The organism is Tabrizicola sp., assembly GCF_022842145.1.
Classification (GTDB): Bacteria; Pseudomonadota; Alphaproteobacteria; order Rhodobacterales; family Rhodobacteraceae; genus Tabrizicola.
Genome location: NZ_JALHQD010000003.1, coordinates 111,852 through 130,354, shown reverse-complemented (window position 1 = coordinate 130,354; position 18,503 = coordinate 111,852). Strand labels below are relative to the sequence as shown.

Here is an 18,503-nt window from a genome sequence, read left to right as displayed (position 1 = left end):
AGCCTTACATCGGCAGCGGCTGACCGTTCACCAGGATCTGCATGCCTTCCTTGGCTTCGATCTTCGAGGTCAGCTCGTCGGCATTGGCGCCAGGCACCATGAACATCCCCATCATCATCCGGGCGCCCATCGCGTCGTCCTCGCTGATCAGGCCGGTGGCGATCAGCCCGTCGATCAGCGCGTTGGCACCGGTCACGGTCACGTTCGCCTCGCCCAGCGGCATCGGGATGCCCATCGAGTTGTCGAAGGTGAAGGCCCCGGTCGCCGCCAGAGCCGCACCCGCAACCTGCACGCCCAGTTCGGTGATGTTCAGGCTTTCCGGCGCCGGAGTGTAGGGAACCCCGCTCTCCTCCGCCGCCACCAGCGCGCCGAGATCCATCGTGGTCTTGCCCGAGATGTCGATGGCGATCTGCGCCGCATCACGCGGCAGCGCGCCGTTCGGGTCGAACATCGCCCAGGCTTCCTCGTTCAGGCTGAAGTCCGAAAGCTTCAACAGGATCGCGTAATCGCCCGCCGCTTCGGTCGCGATGACCGGCGTCGTCAGGTCGAACTGCATCGGCCCCGAGGTCACCTGCAGCGGCACCGGCATCATCCCCGGGCCCGACGAGATATCCAGGCCCTCCGCCGTGGACTTGATCGAGAACGTGTCCTTGTTGAACACCACCGAGCCTTCACCGCCACCGGCGTTCATCACCAGGTCCATCGGCATGAAGGCGCTTTCCTGCTTCATCGTGCCGGAAGATGCGCCCTGCTTGGTGGCCAGCGTGAAGCTCAGCCCTTCGTTCAGGGCCGTGGTGAAGTCGGCGGGCGACGCGATGGCCGTCAGCGCGATCGTCGAGGGCAGCGCGAAGGTCAGCGACATGTCGATGCCATCGGTCGAGCTGGTCGAGACCGTCTTCATCTCCATCCCCGGATCGTCCGACGATGTGTTGTAGGCCAGAGTGTCCGCAACCAGCGACCAGCCGAAGGTCCGGTTGGCGCCGGGGGTGTCGGAATAGGTGCCCGACAGGTTGGCGAATTTCACGTCACCGGCAGCGGTCACCGTCGGGGCTTCCGATCCGTCGAAGGACACGCCGGGATAGCTGCTGTCATAGACCACATCCAGCGCCGCCGCCGAATAGTCATAGGCCAGCCCGCCTTCGGCTTCGCGCGCCAGGATCGTCAGGCCGTCATGCGTCACCTTGACCGAACCTTCGGCCTCGCCGGTCATCGATGCGCCGATCTCGGCACCCGGAACGATTTCCACCGACCCGTCCGCCTGCTCGGTCAGGGTCAGGTCCGAAATCGTCAGGCCCGGCATCCCCTCAGCACCGATCGACACGCCGTTCAGCGTCAGAATGCCGCCCGAATTGTTTTCGGTCGCCGCCGAAATGGTCAGACCGACCATCGACCCTGCGTCTTTCCACGATTGCCAAACCTGGTCGGCGGTCAATGCGGCATGCGCGGTCCCGCTCATCAAAATCGCGACGGCCGGGGCGGCCAAATAAGTCTTCATCCGAAACATGCGGTTCTCCCTGAAGCCAAAAAAATTGCCCAGTCACATAAGACCTGTCGCCGCCATTACGCAAGGGACGCTTTTCGCACCTTTTATGGGCAAATGATCCGGGTCAGGACCCCCGATAGGTCGAATAGCCGAATGGCGAGATCAAGAGCGGCACATGATAGTGCTGGTCGGCATTGGGCACACCAAAGCGGATCGGGATTTCGTCAAGGAAAAGAACACCTTCGCCCGCCTGCCCACTCTGGCGCAGGTAATCTCCGGCACAGAAGACCAGCTCGTAGGTCCCCGCCTCCAGCGCCTCTCCCTCCAGAAGCGGCCCGTCGGTGCGGCCGTCGGCGTTGGTGACCACGTCCTTCACCTTGCGATGACTTTGTCCGGAAATCCGGTAAAGCATGATCCTCACCCCCGCCGCGGGCTTGCCCTTGGCAGTGTCCAGCACATGCGTCGACAGCCGTCCCATTGATCATCCTCCATCGCTTTGCCCCCTATCTGACCACGAATGCGGCCTCGGCGCGACCCGGCGATGTCTGCATATGACTTTCCGTGAAATCCTGAAAATATCTTCCAGAAAACTCCGTAGTCTCGCCGACAAGAAGGAGACGCTCCCGTGAACCGTTATCCCCGCGACTTCCGAGGCCACGGCCCCACTCCCCCCGACGCCCGCTGGCCGGGCGGGGCGAAGATCGCCGTGTCCATCGTCCTGAACTACGAGGAGGGCGGCGAGAACAATGTCCTGCACGGCGACGCCCAGTCCGAGGCGTTCCTGTCCGACATCGCCGGGGCCGCCCCCTGGCCCGGCCAGCGCCACTGGAACATGGAGTCGATCTACGATTACGGTGCCCGCGCCGGGTTCTGGCGGCTGCATCGCCTGTTCACCGGCATGGATATTCCCGTCACGATCTACGGCGTGACCTCGGCCTTGGCCCGCAACCCCGAACAGGTCGCCGCGATGAAGGCCGCGGGCTGGGAGATCGCCAGCCACGGCCTCAAATGGGTCGACCACCGCGACATGTCCGAGGCCGAGGAAGCCGCCCAGATCGCCGAAAGCTTCCGCCTGCACGAAGAAGTCGTCGGCTCTCCGCCCCAGGGCTGGTACACCGGCCGCTGCTCGATGAACACGGTGCGCCTGACGGCCGAGACGCAGGGCCTTGCCTGGATCTCGGACACCTATGACGACGACCTGCCCTACTGGCGCGAGTACGGCGACCACGACCAGCTGGTGATCCCCTATACCCTCGAAGCCAACGACATGCGCTTCGCCACGGCACCCGGCTACATCACGGGCGAGCAGTTCTACCAGTATCTCAAGGACAGCTTCGACACGCTTTATGCCGAGGGCGAGGCGGGTGCGGCCAAGATGTTCTCCATCGGCCTCCACTGCCGCCTGATCGGACGCCCCGGCAAGATCGCCGGGCTGAAGCGTTTTCTCGACTATGCAAAATCCCACAGCGGCGTCTGGTTTCCTCGTCGGATCGAGATTGCCGAACATTGGAAAAAGACCCATCCGCACAAGCGCTACGAACGCCCAAGCCAGATGTCGCGCGAAAGGTTCGTCGAACGGTTCGGCTCCATTTTCGAACATTCCCCCTGGATCGCCGACCGCGCCTTCGACCTGGAACTCGGGCCCGCCCATGACAGCGCCACGGGCCTGCACAACGCGCTGGCCCGCATCTTCCGGTCGGCCTCGCCCGACGAACGGCTCAAGGTCCTGAAAGCCCACCCCGACCTTGCGGGCAAACTGGCCGCAGCCAAGCGTCTCACGCCGGAAAGCACGGCCGAACAGGCCAGCGCCGCCCTCGACGCACTCACGGACGATGAACGCACCAGCTTCCAGCGCCTGAACGAAACCTATGTCGCCAAGCACGGCTTTCCGTTCATCATCGCCGTCCGCGACAACTCCAAGGACACCATCCTGCAGGCCTTCCAGACCCGCATCGACAACGACACCCCGACCGAATTCGCCACCGCCTGCCGCCAGGTGGAACGCATCGCCGAACTGCGCCTGAAGGACCAACTGCCGTGAGCACCTATTACACGCCCCCCGGCGGCCTGCCGCCCCAATCCGCCCTGATGACCCAGCGCGCCGTCTTCACCGGCAGCTACTGCGTGATCCCCAAGGGCTGCTTTTCCGACATCGTCACCAGCTTCCTGCCCGGCTGGACCAAGACCAAGCTCTGGCTGATCGCCCGCCCGATGTCCGGCTTTGCCGAAACCTTCAGCCAATACGTGATGGAGGTCGCCCCCGGCGGCGGCTCCGACGCCCCCGACGCCGAAACTGGCGCGGAACACTGGCTTTTCTTCACGGGTGGCCTCGCGACCCTCACCATCGACGGCACCGGATACGAGATGGAGGAAGGCTCCTACGCCTACATCCCCGCCGGCACCCCCTGGACCCTCCTTGCCGAAGGCAGCCAGCCCAGCCGCTTCCACTGGCTGCGCAAGATCTACGAGCCCGCCCCCGGCATCCCCGCGCCCGAGGTGCTGGTCATCAACGAACGCGATGTCCCCGTCCGATGGATGCCCGACACCCAGAACCGCTGGGGCACCACCCGCTTCGTCGAACCCGACGACCTGCGCCACGACGCGCATGTGAACATCGTGACCCTCCAGCCCGGCGGCGTGATCCCGTTCGAGGAAACCCACGTGATGGAACACGGCCTCTATGTCCTGGAAGGCAAGGCCGCCTACAAGCTGAACCAGGACTGGGTCGAAGTGGAGGCCGGCGACTTCATGTGGCTGCGCGCCTACTGCCCGCAGGCCTGCTACGCCGCTGGCCCGGGCCCCTTCCGCTACCTTCTCTACAAGGACGTCAACCGCCACGCCAAACTGCGCGGCCCCGGCGCCTTTGGCCCCCTTCGCTGATGCGTTCATCTGTCCACAAATATCCCACGGGGAGCGCGAGGGGTGTGAAACCCCTCGCTCCCACGGCGGCCAAGCGGTGCCACGCATGAGAACCCTCCGCCCCTTCCCCCTGACCGCCGAAGCCTTCGCCCCCTTCGGCGACGTCCTGGACGCGACCGGAGACTTCCGCCTGATCAACGCCGGCCTCTGCCAGCGCCACCACGACCGCGCGACGCTCGACTTCGGGCCGCAGGACGGCGGGGCCCGCGCCGGCATCTCGATCTTCCAGGCCCAACCCCGCGCGCTGCCCTACAGCTTCGACCTGATCGAACGCCACCCCGAGGCCTCACAGGCCTTCCTGCCGATGACCGATCACCCGTTCCTCGTCATCGTCGCCACCGGCCCCGAGGCCACGCCGCAAGCTTTCCTCACCAGCGGCGCGCAGGGCATCAACCTGCACCGCGGCACCTGGCACGGGGTCCTCACCCCGCTCCACGCGCCCGGCCTCTTCGCCGTCGTGGACCGGATCGGCCCGACGCCGAACCTAGAAGAACACCGTTACACCGAACCGTGGACGGTCCTCGCCCCCTGAACCCGGGGGGCGTCCTAACCGGAGCGCAGGCAGGGGCAATGCGCAGACGGCGAGAATACCAACAAGCCCCAAGGGAAAAGGACAGTAACCGAATGACCACCACGCATCCCGTGGACGAGATGCTGCCACCGCCAAAGCTTTTCACGCTTGGCCTGCAGCACGTCCTAGTCATGTACGCCGGCGCCGTCGCCGTGCCCCTGATCGTCGGCCGCGCCCTGAAACTGGAGCCCGCCGACGTCGCCTTCCTGATCTCGGCCGACCTCTTCGTCTGCGGCCTTGTCACCCTGATCCAGTCGATGGGTGCAACCCAGTGGTTCGGGATCAAACTGCCCGTCATGATGGGCGTGACCTTCGCCGCCGTCGGCCCGATGGTCGCGATGGCCAACGCCAATGGCGGATCGGAAGGCGCCCGCGCCATCTTCGGCGCGATCATCGCCGCCGGGGTGATCTCGATCCTGATCGCGCCCATCGTCAGCCGTCTCCTTCGCTTCTTTCCGCCCGTCGTCACCGGCACGATCATTCTTGTGATCGGCGTCAGCCTGATGCGGATCGGGATCAACTGGATCTTCGGCAACCCCGTCGGCCCCACCGCGCCGATGATCGTCGACCCGGCGCACGCGGACTGGCTGAAGGCCGTGACCGAGGGCGCTGCCGCAGGCACCGTCACCGGCGTGACCGAACTGCCGCCGAAGTTCGCCCCCGCCGCGACGATGATGAACCCGGGCTACGCACCCTTGGGCAACATCGGCATCTCGGCGATCGTCCTGATCTCGATCCTGCTTATCGCCCGCTTCGCGAAGGGCTTCGTCTCCAACATCTCGGTCCTGCTTGGCATCATCATCGGCGCCGTCGTCGCCGTGGCGCTTGGCAAGATGAACTTCGGCAAGGTGGGCGAGGCTGACTGGTTCGGCCTGATCACGCCCTTCCACTTCGGCATGCCGACGTTCGACCTCGTGATGATCATCACCATGACCCTGGTGATGATCGTGGTGATGATCGAATCCACCGGCATGTTCCTCGCCCTGGGCGACATGACCGGCAAGCCCGTCACCCGGCCGATGCTCTCGGCTGGCCTCAGGACCGACGGCCTTGGCACCCTGATCGGCGGCATCTTCAACACCTTCCCCTACACCTCGTTCAGCCAGAACGTGGGTCTGGTCGGCGTGACCGGGGTCCGCAGCCGGTTTGTCTGCGTCGCGGGCGGGATCATCCTGATCGTCCTTGGACTGATGCCGAAGATGGGCGCGCTGGTGGAATCCGTCCCGACAATGGTCCTCGGCGGCGCCGGCCTCGTGATGTTCGGCATGGTCGCCGCCACCGGCATCCGCATCCTTGCGGGGGTGGACTTCGCCAAGAACCGCAACAACCTTTTCGTGGTCGCGGTGTCCATCGGCATGGGGATGATCCCGCTGGTCGCCCCGAACTTCAAGCAGTGGATGCCGCATGACATCCACCCGCTGATCGAAAGCGGCATCCTTCTCGCCTCGATCACCGCCGTGATCCTGAATGCCTTCTTCAACGGCACCGAGGATCAGACCGACGCGATCAAGGCTGCCGCCTCGAAGGCCGACCACTGATCGACGTGCGATGACCAAGGGCGCGGGACCCGGGTGGCCCCGCGCCTTTCTGCATTGTGGCATGGGCGTGCTGTCGTCTAGGCTTGTTTCATCCCAGCGAAGGAACCGCCGATGATCCGCCTCGCCACGCTTGCCCTTTGCCTTTTCCCCTTCGCCGCCTTGGCCGAACTGCCCAGTCAGGAAACCTGGCCCAGCGCACGCCAAAGCCTGACCACGGCCGACGGGTTGGCGATGACCTATGTCGAGGCCGGTGATCCGGCAGGTCCGCCGACGATCTTGTTGCACGGCTACACCGACAACTCGCGCAGCTGGTCGCTTCTGGCCCCGCATCTCGCCGACCGCAGGCTCATCATGCTCGACCTGCGCGGCCACGGCGGCACGGCCGCTCCCGCCTGCTGCTACGGCCCCGACAGCCTGGCACATGACGTGGCGCTGGCGATGGATGCGCTGGGGCTGACCAGCGCCGACGTGATCGGTCACTCGATGGGCTCGGTCACCGCCGCCACCCTCGCGGCCTGGCACCCCGAAAAGGTCCGCAGATAGGTCCTCATCTCCACAGCGGTCGAGATGCCTGCCGCCGCGACCGACTGGCTTTGGGCCAATGTCCCCGGTCTTCCCGACACCATCGATCCGCAAAGCCAGTTCATGCTGGACTGGTACTGGAACCCCAACCCCGTCCCCGCGGATTTCATCGACCGCGAGCGGGCCGAAAGTGCCGCCACCCCGCGTGCGGCCTGGATGGGCGTCCTTCAGGGCCTGACCGCGATGGACCTGGGCAAGGTCGCCCCCAGGGTCACGCAGCCGGTTCTGATCCTCTGGGGGGATCAGGACGGCTTCTTCGACGCGGCCAGCCAGGACGCTGTCCGCACCGCCTATCCCAAGGCCGAGTACCAGGCCTATCCGGGCTTTGGCCACAACATGTTCTGGGAGATCCCGGACCAGGTCGCAGCCCGCATCCTGCCCTTCCTCGACGCCCCCTGAGCGAAAGGGTAGCCCGGTCCGGCCTGCGCTGGACCGGGACTTGATCCCGCCGGCGGCCTTGAACCGGGCGGGACCGCTTCTGCGGACCCTATTTCCGCTGGCACCGCTCCGCCCGCTTTCCCCCTGACAGACCGCACTGGCCCCGCTAGTCTTGGTCAACCCGCCCCACGTTAGGACCCGCATGACCGAAGCCACCCTCCGCGCCCGCCTCCGGACGCTCTACGAAGGCGAAGGCCCGACCGGCGACCGCTTCCGCTATGCGCTTCTGGCCTTCGACCTGCTGACCGTGGCCTGGCTTATCACCTCGTCCTTCTTCGAACGCGGGCCGCAGCACATCCAGATCGACGTCGCCATCGGCGTGGTCTTCCTTGCCGATTTCATGGCCCGGCTCTCGATCTCGCGCCGCCCCTTGAAGGATCTGGTCAGCTTCTGGGGTCTTGCCGACGTCCTGGTGATCATCTCGCTCCTCTTCCCGATCTGGGGCGAGGGGCTCGCCTTCCTGCGCGTCCTGCGGCTCTACCGGGTCTTCCACTCCCCCCAGACGCTGGACCAGCTGCGCGACGACATCCGCGGCTTTCGTCGGCACGAGACCGCAATCCGCGCCGCGCTGAACCTGATGATCTTCATCTTCATGATGACCGCCCTCGTCTACCAGACCCAGGTCGGCAGCAACGAAGACATCCGCAACTACGTCGATGCGCTTTACTTCACCGTGACCACCCTCACCACGACCGGCTTCGGCGACATCACGATGGTCGGCAGCGGCGGCCGGCTTCTGGCCGTGGTGATCATGATCTTCGGCATCAGCCTTTTCCTGCGGCTGGTGCAGGTCGTGCTGCGGCCCCCCAAGGCGCATTTCCCCTGCCCGGTCTGCGGACTGCGCCGCCACGACCACGATGCCGTGCATTGCAAGGCCTGCGGGACTGTTCTGAACATCCCCGATGACGGCCTGGACTGACCCCAGCCGCCCTTCCACCAGGACAATTTATTAACCGAATATGAATGGGCGGTTTTTCGCCGATTAAGCTCGATTCCTGCACAGTACTAAATCTGTGGTTGCGTGCGATTCGAGTTCAACGTCTCCAAAGAAATTCTTTGAAATGGGTGTAGCAATGGTCGGCAACGAAACTCATCGTCGTCGCAGAAGCCTTCGGTCGTTCCTGCAAGATGCGGACGGCACGGCAACCGTCGAATTCGTCATACTTTTCCCGCTTTTCACCACGCTTCTCCTGCTGGTCGTGGATGCCAGCATGCTGTTCCTGCGGCACACCTCGTTGATGAATGTCTCGCGGGACACCGCCCGGATTGTTTCGCGCCACGCGATGACCGCCGACGAGGCAAAGTCCTACGCGGAAGCCTACGCCAGCACCCCGTCCTCACCGGCGACGGCCGAGGTCATCATCGAGATCGACCACGTGATCGTGCGCCTGACCACCGACTCGCGGTCCACCGCGCCCTTCGGGATCATCCCCATTGCGGTCGGCGACAAGCTTGTCGCCCGCGCCATCACCAGCATGGAGCCTGTCTGATCATGGTCCCGCAAACGCCCCGCCGCCCCGCCGATATCCTGTCGCAGGAAGACGGCAGCATCTCTGCCTACGCACTGGTTGCGCTGGCGGTGTTCTGCATGTTCCTCGGCCTGGCGATCGACGTGACCAACGTCCATCGGCAAAAGGAATTCATCTCCGTCGCGGCCGACGCGGCGGCACATGCAGGCGTCGTCGCGCTGGCGGAAAAGAAACTGCCGCTCGACATCCGGACCGCGGCCCTTGCCGCCGCCGAAACGAACGCCCCGGCCGGCCTGATCGGCAAGACGAACCTGGGCGCAAGCGACGTCGAGCTTGTCCGTTTCGATCCCAAGACCCGCACCATCATCGCGGGCGAAGCCAATGCCGTGAAGGTCACGCTGCACCGCGACAGTTCGGTCGGCAACCCGGTCTCCACCTCGCTTCTGCGCTTTGCGGGTGTGAAGAAGTTCGAGTTCTCGGTGACCAGCGTCGCCTATTACGGCAAGCCCGGCAATTGCAACTCGTCCGACGGCATCTACGCCAAGGGGCGGGTCACGCTGACCTCGGGCAACACCATTGGCGGCAGCTACTGCGTGCACAGCCAGGAAGAAGTCTGGATGCCGCAGACCAACTACTTCCAGGAAGGCGCGGGCCTGTCGATGCCGAACCTGGCCGACTGTGGCACCAAATGCTTCGACGCCGCCAACCCGGGAGTCGAGAACGCCAAGTTCGAGATGAACCTGAACATGATGCCGGTCGCCGATCACATCGCGCTGGTCCGCGCGGCAATGCTGGCGTCCACCTCCGACCTCAAGTCCCAGTTCTTCGCCGACAAGACCCTGGCTGCGGACCGCAAGCCCCTGGTCGACGCGCGCATCATGAACAACGGTGCCGCCGCGAAGCTGGTGAAGGGATCGGTCGTCAGCCTGACCGCCGCGCAATACAATGACCTCATGGTCCTCACCAAGGGCAACCTGCCGACCGGACTGGTCTACAACGTCGACTGCCGCGACCGTGGCAACGGACCGGCGACCTGGATCTCGATCGGCGGCAGCCTCGACCGCAAGGACCCCACCCTCACGACCAGCACGGCCGAGACGGTGCGGCAGGTCGTGCTGATCACCGACTGCGGCTTCGATGTCGGCAGCAATGCCCGGATCGATGCGACGCTGGCCATCAGCACGCGGGTCTCCACCTCCTCGGTGCTGAAAGCGGCGTCGGGGGCAATCGTGGGCGACCCGCTGCGCAACTGCGACGTCTCCCGCAAGGTCTACATCATGACCATGAGCGGCATCAGTGTCAGCTCCGACTTCACCGCCTCCAACGTCGCGCTGATCGTCAACGGCGACATTCACGTGGCCGCCAGCAGCTCGTCCTCCACCGTCGAGCACAAGGGCACCAGCTTCCACGCCGAAGGCGAGGTTCAGATTCCGGCCAACCATACCTTCAATGGTTGCCTGGAGGACTACAGCGGCCTCATTCCGGGAAACAAGACGATCAAGTTCGTGATTCCCAAGGCTTGAGGCCGTCGGTCGTCCACCGGGAAAACCCTGGCCCGGTGGACGATTCCTTGCCACGCGTTCCAGTGGTCCGCAGAGCGACCGCTTGCCCGGCCAAAGACCCCTGACATCGTTCAGTGGCCGCCGCCAAGGCTCACCGCCGCCAGCCGACCCGACTACTTCAGCTTGATGCAGAAGTGCTTGCGGACCGGGGCTTCGACCTTCCAGGTCCCCTTGAAGGTCGGCTCCACCACGAAGGCATCGCCCGGCCGCAGGGTCACGGGCGCACCGCCGTCCGGGGTGATCGTGATCTGGCCTTCGATCAGGTGGACGAATTCGTAGAACTTGTAGGACGCGTGCCAGCTTCCGACCGTCGCTTCCCAGGTCCCGCTGATGACGCTGCCATCGGCCGAGGTGTGCTGGATCCAGGTCTTCATCGACGGCGCGCCCTCGATCTTCACCCAGCCTTCCAGGTCGGTGACCATCGGCTCGGGTCCGGGGGCGGGAAACCGGAATACGGTGTCGGTCATGTGCTGCACTCCCTGATGTGATCCAAGAAAGGACCGCTTTTGCACCTTGGTAGGACCGGGCCAGAAGCATGGCAAGTGCCGGGAGTCGCCAAGTCCCGTCGGTTTCCGCCTTGCAGGATGGCGGCCGGTCTGGTTCATCCTGGGAACAGGCCAAAGGAGGGTTCCCCATGCTGATCCGCGACGCGAAAGCCAGTGACGCCGACCATCTGGTGCGCTTCACCAACATGGCGGCGGATGAGCTGTCCCTGCATTTCTGGAAGAAGTCCGCCGCGCCGGGGGTGGACCCCCTCGACTACGGCCGCGAACGCGCCGCGCGGGACACCGGGAACTTCTCCTACCGCAATGCCTGGCTGGCCGAGGTGGACGGTCAGGTGGCAGCCTGCCTCCTTGGCTACCCTGCCGCGCTTGAGCCCGAGCCGATCGAGCCCGGCACGCCTTCGATCTTCGTGCCCCTTCTGCAGCTGGAAGGATTGGCGCCGGGGTCCTGGTATCTGAACGTCCTTGCGACCTATCCCGAAGCCCGGGGCAAGGGCTGCGGCTCGGCCCTTCTTGCCCATGCCGAGGTGGTGGCACGCCAGGCTGGCCGCTCCACGATCAGCCTGATCGCCGAAGACACCCATCACGACGCGCTGCGCCTCTACCGCGCCAAGGGTTACCGCGAAGTTGCGCGCCGCCCCGTGGTCAAGGACGACTGGCAGGTCGACGCGACGGAATGGATTCTGCTGGTCAAGCCGCTCTGAACCCTTGTCGTCCGACGGCGTCTTTTCGTCGGACTGCCGGTTTCACCAGAAAGCCGGCCTGCGGGCAATCCTTGCCAAATCCCTAACGCCCGCGCTCAAGTGCTTGAAATCGCTCGGGCTGAAAAGGCCGCCACGCGTGGGCACTCATCCCATGCGCAGGGCCATGTCCAGCATCCGGTTGGAAAATCCCCACTCGTTGTCGTACCACCCGAAGACCCGCAGCATCCCCCCCGCCGAGACCTTCGTCTCCGGGCAGGCCATCACCACCGACTCCGGCCGCGCCCTGAGGTCGGTCGAAACCAGTGGCCGGTCCGTCGCCCCGATCACCCCCCCTGCCGTCCGGAAAGCCAGGTTCACCTCCTCCACCGAAGGCCGGCGTTCCGTCACCAGATGGAAGTCCACGCAGGACACGCTGGCGACCGGCACCCGCACCGCCTGCGCCACGACCCGCCCCGCGATCTGGGGCAGCACCCCGTCCAGGAGCCGCGCCGCCGAGGTCGTGGTCGGCACCATCGACAAGGCCGCCGCCCGGCTGCGCGGATAGTCGGCGGCAGGCGCATCCACCGTCGGCTGGCTGCCGGTATAGCAGTGGACGGTCGTCATCGACCCGGTGACGATCCCCCACCTTTCATGGATCAACCGCGCCAGCGGAGCCAGCGCGTTGGTGGTGCAGGACGCGTTCGAAACGATCTTCTGCCCCGCAAGCACCCCGTCGTTCGCCCCGAGCACCACCGTCACATCCACCGCCGAGGACGGCCCCGACACCAGCACCCGCGCGGCGCCTGCCAGCAAGCCGCGCTCGGCCACCCCCCGCGCCTCGGCCCGGCCGGTGCATTCCATGACCAGATCGACATCCGCCAGATCAAGGGCCGAGAGGTCAGCTGTCCGGTGCAACGGCACCCGCCGTCCACCGACGACCAGCGCCCCGGCTTCCAGCACGACCGACCCGCGCCACGGCCCGAAGACGCTGTCATACTCGAAGAGATAGGCGCACATCTCGGGGGCGGCGATGTCGTTGATCCCGACGATCTCCAATCCCGGCCAGGTCTCCGGGGCCAAGAGATAGGCCCGCAGCACCGACCGCCCGATCCGCCCGAACCCGTTGATGAAGACCCGCATCCAGCTGCCCCTGCCCTGCCCGCCGCAGTCTCACCACGGGCGCCGCAGGGCTTCAACGGGGTTCTTGTTCCCCGCACAATTCCCCCGGGACGCCGCCGCCGGAGTTTCCTGAACTCCGGCCCCGGTCAGACCCCGACCTCGATCCCCAGCCCCCGCTCCCGCGCCCGCTCCACCGCGACTGCCGCAACGGCAAGGTCCTGCAGACCGACGCCGGTGCCGTCGAAGAGTGTGATCTCCCCCTCCGACCGCCGCCCCGGGTGCTGCCCGATCAGGACATCGCCCAGCGGCATGATCGCCGATGCGTCCAGCAAGCCTGCGGCGACCGCGTGCTGGGCCTCGCCGATGGTCACCGATTGCGCCACCTCATCGGTGAAGACCGCAGCCTTGGCGACCAGCGCGGGATCGACCTCCTGCTTGCCTTTCGTATCGGTACCCATGCAGCTCAGGTGCGTGCCTGGAGAGACATGCCCGGCCAGCAGGCTGGCGGCGGGCGACGAGGTGATGGTCACGATCACCTCGGCCTCGCGCATCCGGGGCAGGTCCACCGCCTCGAACGGCAGACCCAATTCGGCGGCGACGGCTCCAAGCTTCGGCAGCATATCCGGGTGCAGGTTCCAGGCGATCACCCGTTCGAAGCGCCGGACCCGGGCGGCCGCGCGAAGCTGGAAGCCCGCCTGATGACCTGCACCGACAATGCCCAGCACATGCGCATGCGGCGCGGCAAGCCGGTCGATTGCAATTGCCGATGCCGCCGCCGTCCGCAGCGCGGTCAGTAGGTTGCCCCCCACCATCGCCACCGGCCGTCCGGTGTCGGGATCGAAAAGGAAGACCGAGGACTGGTGGTTGATCATGCCCTTGGCCGCATTGCCGGGAAAGTATCCCCCCGCCTTCACCCCAAGCTGACCACCGGCGCGGTCAAGACCGGACTTGAAGCCGTATTGACGACCCTCGCCCAAGGCCTCCCGCACGACGGGGAAGTTGTAGGCATCGCCCCGCGCCATGGCGGCTAAGCAGGCCTCGACAGCGCGGAAGGCGTCTTCTGGGGTGACGAGGGAGGCGATCAGGGCCTCGGGGACGATGAGCATCTGTTGGTCCTTTGCGGCAAGCGTGGGAGCGGCGGTTTCACACCCCGTCGCCAGCGGCTCTTGAACCAATGGCGCACCGCTGGCGACGCCAGTGGGATGTTTGGTCCAAGATGAAAGGCTTAGTAAGCCTTGCCGCGCGCCGAGACGGGCCAGACCACTTCGACCTTGCCGTTCCGCACGCCGACATACCAGTCGTGCACGTTGCAGGTCGGGTCGCAGTGGCCAGGAACCAGCTTCAGCTTGTCGTTGACCTTGAGCACGCCTTGCGGGTCCTCAACGACGCCATGTTCATCGCTGCACTTGACGTACTTCACGTCCGTGCGCCCGTAGATCACCGGCAGACCCGAGTCGACCGACTGGGCCTTCAGGCCCGCATCGACGATGGCTTTGTCGGCCTTTGCATGGCTCATCACGCTGGTCAGGATGAACAGCGCGTTTTCCCATTCCCCCTGGTCGATCCGGTTGCCGTCCTTGTCGAGGATCCGGCCATAGTCGGCGTCCATGAAGGCGTAGGAGCCACACTGAAGCTCGTTGTAAACCCCTGACGTGCTTTCGAAGTAGTAGCTCCCGGTGCCGCCACCGCCGACGATGTCGCAGGCGATCCCTTCGGCCTTCAGCGCGTCCACCGCGTCCTTCACCTGGGCCACGGCAAGGTCGATCTTCGCCTTGCGGTCGGCGAAAGCGTCCATGTGCTGCATCGCGCCCTGGTAGGCCTGGATGCCCGAGAACTTGAGGCCGGGTGCCGCGTCGATGGCCTTGGCAAGCGCCACGACGTCCGGCGTGGTCTTGACGCCACAGCGCCCGGCACCGCAATCGATCTCGACCAGGCATTCGATGGTGGTGCCGTTCTTCACGGCGGCCGCCGAAAGGTCGGCCACGTTGTCCAGCATGTCCACGCAGCAGATCGTCCGCGCGCCAAGCTTCGGCAGGCGCGCAAGGCGGTCGATCTTCGCCGGGTCGCGGACCTGATTGCTGACCAGCACATCCTTGATCCCGCCACGGGCGAAGACCTCGGCCTCGGACACCTTCTGGCAGCAGACACCGACGGAGCCGCCCAGCCGCTCCTGCAGCAAGGCCACATCGACCGACTTGTGCATCTTGCCGTGCACCCGGTGACGCATGCCGTGGGCGCGGGCATAGTCGCCCATCTTCTTGATGTTCCGCTCCAGCGCGTCGAGGTCGAGGAGCAGGCAGGGCGTCTGGATGTCGGCCTCGTCCATCCCCGGAAGTGCCGGGATATCGTAGCCGACTTCCAGGCCCTGGAAATTCGTCTGCTTGTTCATGGGATTAGCCTTTCATCCAGGGGAGTTTGTCCAGATCGACGTTGCCGCCGGTAATGATGATGCCGACCCGCTTGCCCTTGAATGCTTGCGGGTTCTTCAGGACCACGGCCAACGGCACGGCGCTGGATGGTTCCATCACCACCCGCAGGTGCTTCCAGGTCAGCTTCATCGCGTCGATTATCTCCTGTTCAGAAGCCGTGTAGATCTCGGAGACGTGGTTCGAGACGAAGTGCCAGGTCAGGTCCTTCAGCGGCACCAAGAGGCCGTCGGCAATGGTCTTCGGCGCGTCATCGGCGATGATATGGCCGGCCTTGAAGCTGCGGTAGGCGTCGTCGGCCTGTTCCGGCTCGGCGGCGATCACTTGGGTTTCCGGAGCGAGGGTGGAGAGCGTCAGGCAGGTGCCCGAGATCATTCCGCCGCCACCGATCGGGGCGACGACCATGTCCAAGCCGCCGGTCTGCTCCATGAATTCCCGCGAGCAGGTGCCTTGGCCGGCGATCACGCGGGGGTCGTTGTAGGGGTGAACGAAGTCGCCGCCGGTCCGGGCCTGCACCTCGGCGAAGGTCGCCTCGCGGGAGGAGGTCGAAGGTTCGCATTCGGTGATGACACCACCATACCGGCGGACGGTGTCCTTCTTGGCCTGCGGTGCGGTGCGGGGCATGACGACGTTGCAGGGGATGCCGCGCAGCATGGCGGCATAGCTCAGGCACGACGCGTGGTTGCCCGAGGAATGGGTGGCGACGCCCAGTTTTGCCTGTTCATCGGTCAGTCCGAAGACGGCGTTGGTGGCGCCGCGGACCTTGAACGCGCCGGGCTCCTGGAAGTTCTCGCATTTGAAGAACAACTCGCAACCCGCAAGCTCGTTCAGGTAGTCCGAGGTGCGCACCGGGGTCTGCCGGATATGCGGACGGATGCGCTCATGCGCGGCCAGCATGTCGTCGTAGGTGGGGATCAGCAAACCGTTGTCCTTCATGTCCTGCCCTTTCCGCTGGGACCCAAATTTCTTGAGCAAGAAATTTGTCAAAATCCTTGCTCAAGGATTTTGGTTCTTCACTCCGCCGCCAGCGCCATCGCCGGGACCGTGCCGCGATAATACTCCTGCGCTGCCGCCACGCCCGAGCCCAGCTTCACCGGCCAGCCCAGATCGGCCATGCACATCTCGGCGACGCAAAGGCCCGAGAGCAGCATCGCTTCGGTCAGCATCCCAAGGTGGCCGATGCGGAACACCTTGCCCGCGACCTCACCCAGGCCCACGCCGAAGGCCATGCCGTATTTCGTCGCCGCAAGCTGGACCAGCGCGGTGCCATCGCAGCCTTGGGGAACCTTCACCGCCGTCACCGTGTCGGAATAAAGGTCGAGCGAGGCCGCATAGGGCTCCATTCCCCAGGCGAAGACGGCGCGGCGGACGCCCTCGGCGAGGCGGTGGTGGCGGGCGTAGACGCTCTCCAGCCCCTCGGCCTCCAGAAGGTCGATGGAATGCGCGAGGCCCGCGATCAGGCCCACGGCGGGGGTGTAAGGATAGCCGCCACGGGCGTAGGAGGCGAGCATGTCCTTGAAATCGAAGAAGGTTCGGGGAAGCGTGGCAGTCTCCATCGCCGCGATGGCCTTGGGCGAGACGCCAAGGATCGCCAGGCCCGCTGGCAGCATGAAGCCTTTCTGGCTGCCCGCCACGGCGATATCCACACCCCAACCGGTAAAGTCGAACGGCATCGAGGCGATGGAGGACACGCCGTCCACGAAGAGCATCGCCCCATGCCCCGCCGCATCCATCGCGGTGCGGATGCCGGCGATGTCGGACTTCACGCCTGTCGCCGTCTCGTTGTGGGTGGCAAGCACCGCCTTGATCTTGCCCGCAACGTCGGCCTTCAACGCGGCTTCAATGGCTGCCAGTGGGGCACCCTGCCCCCAGGGCGTCTCGATGATCTGGACGTTCAATCCGTGGCGCTGGCAGAGGTCGATCCAGCGGTGGCTGAACATGCCGAACCGCGCCGCAAGCACCGTGTCGCCGGGAGACAAGGTGTTCGTCACCGCCGCTTCCCAGCCGCCGGTCCCGGTCGAGGGGATCACGATGACCTCGCCCTGATCCATCCTGAGCACCCGACGCACGCCTTCGACGGCAGGCTTGAAGAGCCGCGCAAAGGCGGGCGAGCGGTGGTCCAGAGTGGCCATGTCGCAGGCCTTGCGAACCGAATCCGGGATATTGGTCGGGCCCGGGATGAAGACGGGGTTCTGCATGGACATCGGGCAACTCCCTGAAAGATCGTCCACAAAAGCTACGCCCCGCGACCAATGCGCGCAATTTTTTCGAAAAGATTTTTCATTGGCATGAAGTCATGCTATTCCCTATTCCAGTCAATAGCTTGCGCTTTTTCACCCTGACAGGAGGCCCCGATGACCCAGAAACCCCGCGGCCGCCCGAAGGCGTTCAACGACAAGACCGACCAGAACACGGTCCAGGCGCTGGACCGGGGCATGGACATCCTGACCCATGTCGCCATGCACCCCGGCCGGACGCTTTCGGAAATCGCCGAGGACACCGGCGAGGCCATCGCCACCGTCTTCCGCGCCCTCGTCACCCTGCAGGGCCACGGCATGGTCGAGGTCGATGAGCCCGGCCAGTTCTGGCACATCGGCCCCGGTGCCTTCCGCGTGGGTTCCGCCTTCCTGCGCCGCACCAAGGTCGTTGAACGCGCCCGCCAGCCGATGGACCAGCTGATGCGCGAGACGGGTGAAACCGCGAACCTGGGGATCGAGGTCAAGGACGAGGTCTTCTTCGTGGCCCAGGTCGAAACCTACGAGGCGATCCGCGCCTTCTTCCCGCCCGGCACCCGTGCGCCGATGCACTCCAGCGGGATCGGCAAGGCGCTGCTGGCCTGGTACCCCGAGGAGAAGACCCGCGGCATCCTGGACCGCAAGGGGTTGGAGAAGTTCACTTCGCTCACGCTTACCAGCGACAGCGCCCTCCTCCGCGACCTCTCCCGCACACGCGACCGGGGCTTTTCCATCGACGACCAGGAACGCGCCGAGGGGATGCGCTGCGTCGCGGCCCCCATCTTCAACGCGCATGGCGAGCCAGTGGCGGGTCTTTCCGTCTCGGGTCCCGCGTTCCGGATGGGGCTTTCCGACGCGACCCGGATCGGCGCGCTGGTGCGGGCGGCGGCGGATCAGGTGACCGAGGCGACGGGCGGCACCCAGCCGGAATGACGCTTTCGACAAGGGTCTGTCGGTCGGGGGCCAGACGGCCTGC

The 18,503-nt window shown here is 65.4% G+C and carries 19 protein-coding genes; 11 read left to right on the top strand and 8 right to left on the bottom strand.

Annotated features, from left to right (window positions below):
* Positions 1–4: 4 nt before the first annotated feature.
* Together Q0C42_RS08795 and uraH are read right to left on the bottom strand one after the other, a co-directional pair.
* Positions 5–1,495 (bottom strand): DUF2125 domain-containing protein, encoded by a 1,491-nt coding sequence (locus Q0C42_RS08795; protein WP_295074462.1) that lies wholly within the window; start codon positions 1,493–1,495, stop codon positions 5–7.
* A gap of 112 nt (positions 1,496–1,607) precedes the next feature.
* Positions 1,608–1,961: a hydroxyisourate hydrolase gene (gene uraH / locus Q0C42_RS08790; protein ID WP_295074461.1), complete on the bottom strand. Its 354-nt coding sequence runs from the start codon at positions 1,959–1,961 to the stop codon at positions 1,608–1,610.
* Between the two features lie 147 nt (positions 1,962–2,108).
* Here uraH and puuE point away from each other — a divergent pair, with 147 nt between their 5' ends.
* From puuE to Q0C42_RS08745, 9 genes are all read left to right on the top strand, one after another.
* Positions 2,109–3,524 carry an allantoinase PuuE gene (puuE, locus tag Q0C42_RS08785; RefSeq protein WP_295074460.1) on the top strand — a complete coding sequence of 472 codons (1,416 nt, stop codon included), beginning with the start codon at positions 2,109–2,111 and terminating at the stop codon, positions 3,522–3,524.
* The gene (locus tag Q0C42_RS08780; RefSeq protein ID WP_295074459.1) at positions 3,521–4,363 is read left to right on the top strand and encodes a bifunctional allantoicase/(S)-ureidoglycine aminohydrolase; all 843 of its coding nucleotides are present in this window, start codon (positions 3,521–3,523) and stop codon (positions 4,361–4,363) included. The genes puuE and Q0C42_RS08780 overlap by 4 nt, the downstream gene beginning before the upstream one ends.
* 76 nt (positions 4,364–4,439) lie before the next feature.
* The gene (locus Q0C42_RS08775; protein ID WP_295074458.1) at positions 4,440–4,934 is read left to right on the top strand and encodes an ureidoglycolate lyase; all 495 of its coding nucleotides are present in this window, start codon (positions 4,440–4,442) and stop codon (positions 4,932–4,934) included.
* Between the two features lie 92 nt (positions 4,935–5,026).
* A complete protein-coding gene (locus Q0C42_RS08770) occupies positions 5,027–6,511 on the top strand; it encodes a nucleobase:cation symporter-2 family protein (protein WP_295074457.1) in 1,485 nt (494 codons plus the stop codon).
* 111 nt (positions 6,512–6,622) lie between these two features.
* Entirely contained in the window at positions 6,623–7,054 is a 432-nt protein-coding gene (locus Q0C42_RS08765; RefSeq protein ID WP_295074456.1) for an alpha/beta fold hydrolase, read from the top strand.
* 24 nt (positions 7,055–7,078) lie between these two features.
* A complete protein-coding gene (locus Q0C42_RS08760; protein ID WP_295074455.1) occupies positions 7,079–7,492 on the top strand; it encodes an alpha/beta hydrolase in 414 nt (137 codons plus the stop codon).
* A 181-nt stretch (positions 7,493–7,673) separates the two neighbouring features.
* Positions 7,674–8,450, top strand: a complete 777-nt coding sequence (locus Q0C42_RS08755; RefSeq protein WP_295074454.1) for a potassium channel family protein — start codon at positions 7,674–7,676, stop codon at positions 8,448–8,450.
* 142 nt (positions 8,451–8,592) lie between these two features.
* A complete protein-coding gene (locus tag Q0C42_RS08750; protein ID WP_295074453.1) occupies positions 8,593–9,021 on the top strand; it encodes a TadE/TadG family type IV pilus assembly protein in 429 nt (142 codons plus the stop codon).
* A 2-nt stretch (positions 9,022–9,023) separates the two neighbouring features.
* A complete protein-coding gene (locus Q0C42_RS08745; protein WP_295074452.1) occupies positions 9,024–10,523 on the top strand; it encodes a pilus assembly protein TadG-related protein in 1,500 nt (499 codons plus the stop codon).
* A 152-nt stretch (positions 10,524–10,675) separates the two neighbouring features.
* Here the strand turns inward: Q0C42_RS08745 and Q0C42_RS08740 are convergent, their stop codons facing one another.
* The gene (locus tag Q0C42_RS08740; protein ID WP_295074451.1) at positions 10,676–11,029 is read right to left on the bottom strand and encodes a cupin domain-containing protein; all 354 of its coding nucleotides are present in this window, start codon (positions 11,027–11,029) and stop codon (positions 10,676–10,678) included.
* Positions 11,030–11,196: 167 nt separating this feature from the next.
* Between Q0C42_RS08740 and Q0C42_RS08735 the strand changes: the two genes are divergently transcribed.
* Positions 11,197–11,769 (top strand): GNAT family N-acetyltransferase, encoded by a 573-nt coding sequence (locus Q0C42_RS08735; RefSeq protein ID WP_295074450.1) that lies wholly within the window; start codon positions 11,197–11,199, stop codon positions 11,767–11,769.
* 144 nt (positions 11,770–11,913) lie between these two features.
* Here the strand turns inward: Q0C42_RS08735 and Q0C42_RS08730 are convergent, their stop codons facing one another.
* The 5 genes from Q0C42_RS08730 to bhcA all read right to left on the bottom strand — a co-directional run bounded on the left by Q0C42_RS08730 (position 11,914) and on the right by bhcA (position 17,497).
* Complete coding sequence (locus Q0C42_RS08730; protein WP_295074449.1) at positions 11,914–12,888, bottom strand: glyceraldehyde 3-phosphate dehydrogenase NAD-binding domain-containing protein; 975 nt, start codon at positions 12,886–12,888, stop codon at positions 11,914–11,916.
* Positions 12,889–13,013: 125 nt separating this feature from the next.
* A complete protein-coding gene (bhcD, locus tag Q0C42_RS08725) occupies positions 13,014–13,973 on the bottom strand; it encodes an iminosuccinate reductase BhcD (RefSeq protein ID WP_295074448.1) in 960 nt (319 codons plus the stop codon).
* 119 nt (positions 13,974–14,092) lie between these two features.
* On the bottom strand, positions 14,093–15,256 hold the full coding sequence (gene bhcC / locus Q0C42_RS08720; RefSeq protein ID WP_295074447.1) for a 3-hydroxy-D-aspartate aldolase BhcC: 1,164 nt from the start codon (positions 15,254–15,256) through the stop codon (positions 14,093–14,095).
* Positions 15,257–15,260: 4 nt separating this feature from the next.
* Complete coding sequence (gene bhcB / locus Q0C42_RS08715) at positions 15,261–16,229, bottom strand: beta-hydroxyaspartate dehydratase BhcB (protein ID WP_295074446.1); 969 nt, start codon at positions 16,227–16,229, stop codon at positions 15,261–15,263.
* A 77-nt stretch (positions 16,230–16,306) separates the two neighbouring features.
* The gene (bhcA, locus tag Q0C42_RS08710; RefSeq protein ID WP_295074445.1) at positions 16,307–17,497 is read right to left on the bottom strand and encodes an L-aspartate--glyoxylate aminotransferase BhcA; all 1,191 of its coding nucleotides are present in this window, start codon (positions 17,495–17,497) and stop codon (positions 16,307–16,309) included.
* Between the two features lie 150 nt (positions 17,498–17,647).
* On the opposite strand from bhcA, the gene bhcR reads away from it, so the two are divergent.
* Positions 17,648–18,460, top strand: a complete 813-nt coding sequence (gene bhcR / locus Q0C42_RS08705) for an HTH-type transcriptional regulator BhcR (RefSeq protein WP_295074444.1) — start codon at positions 17,648–17,650, stop codon at positions 18,458–18,460.
* Positions 18,461–18,503 lie beyond the last annotated feature (43 nt).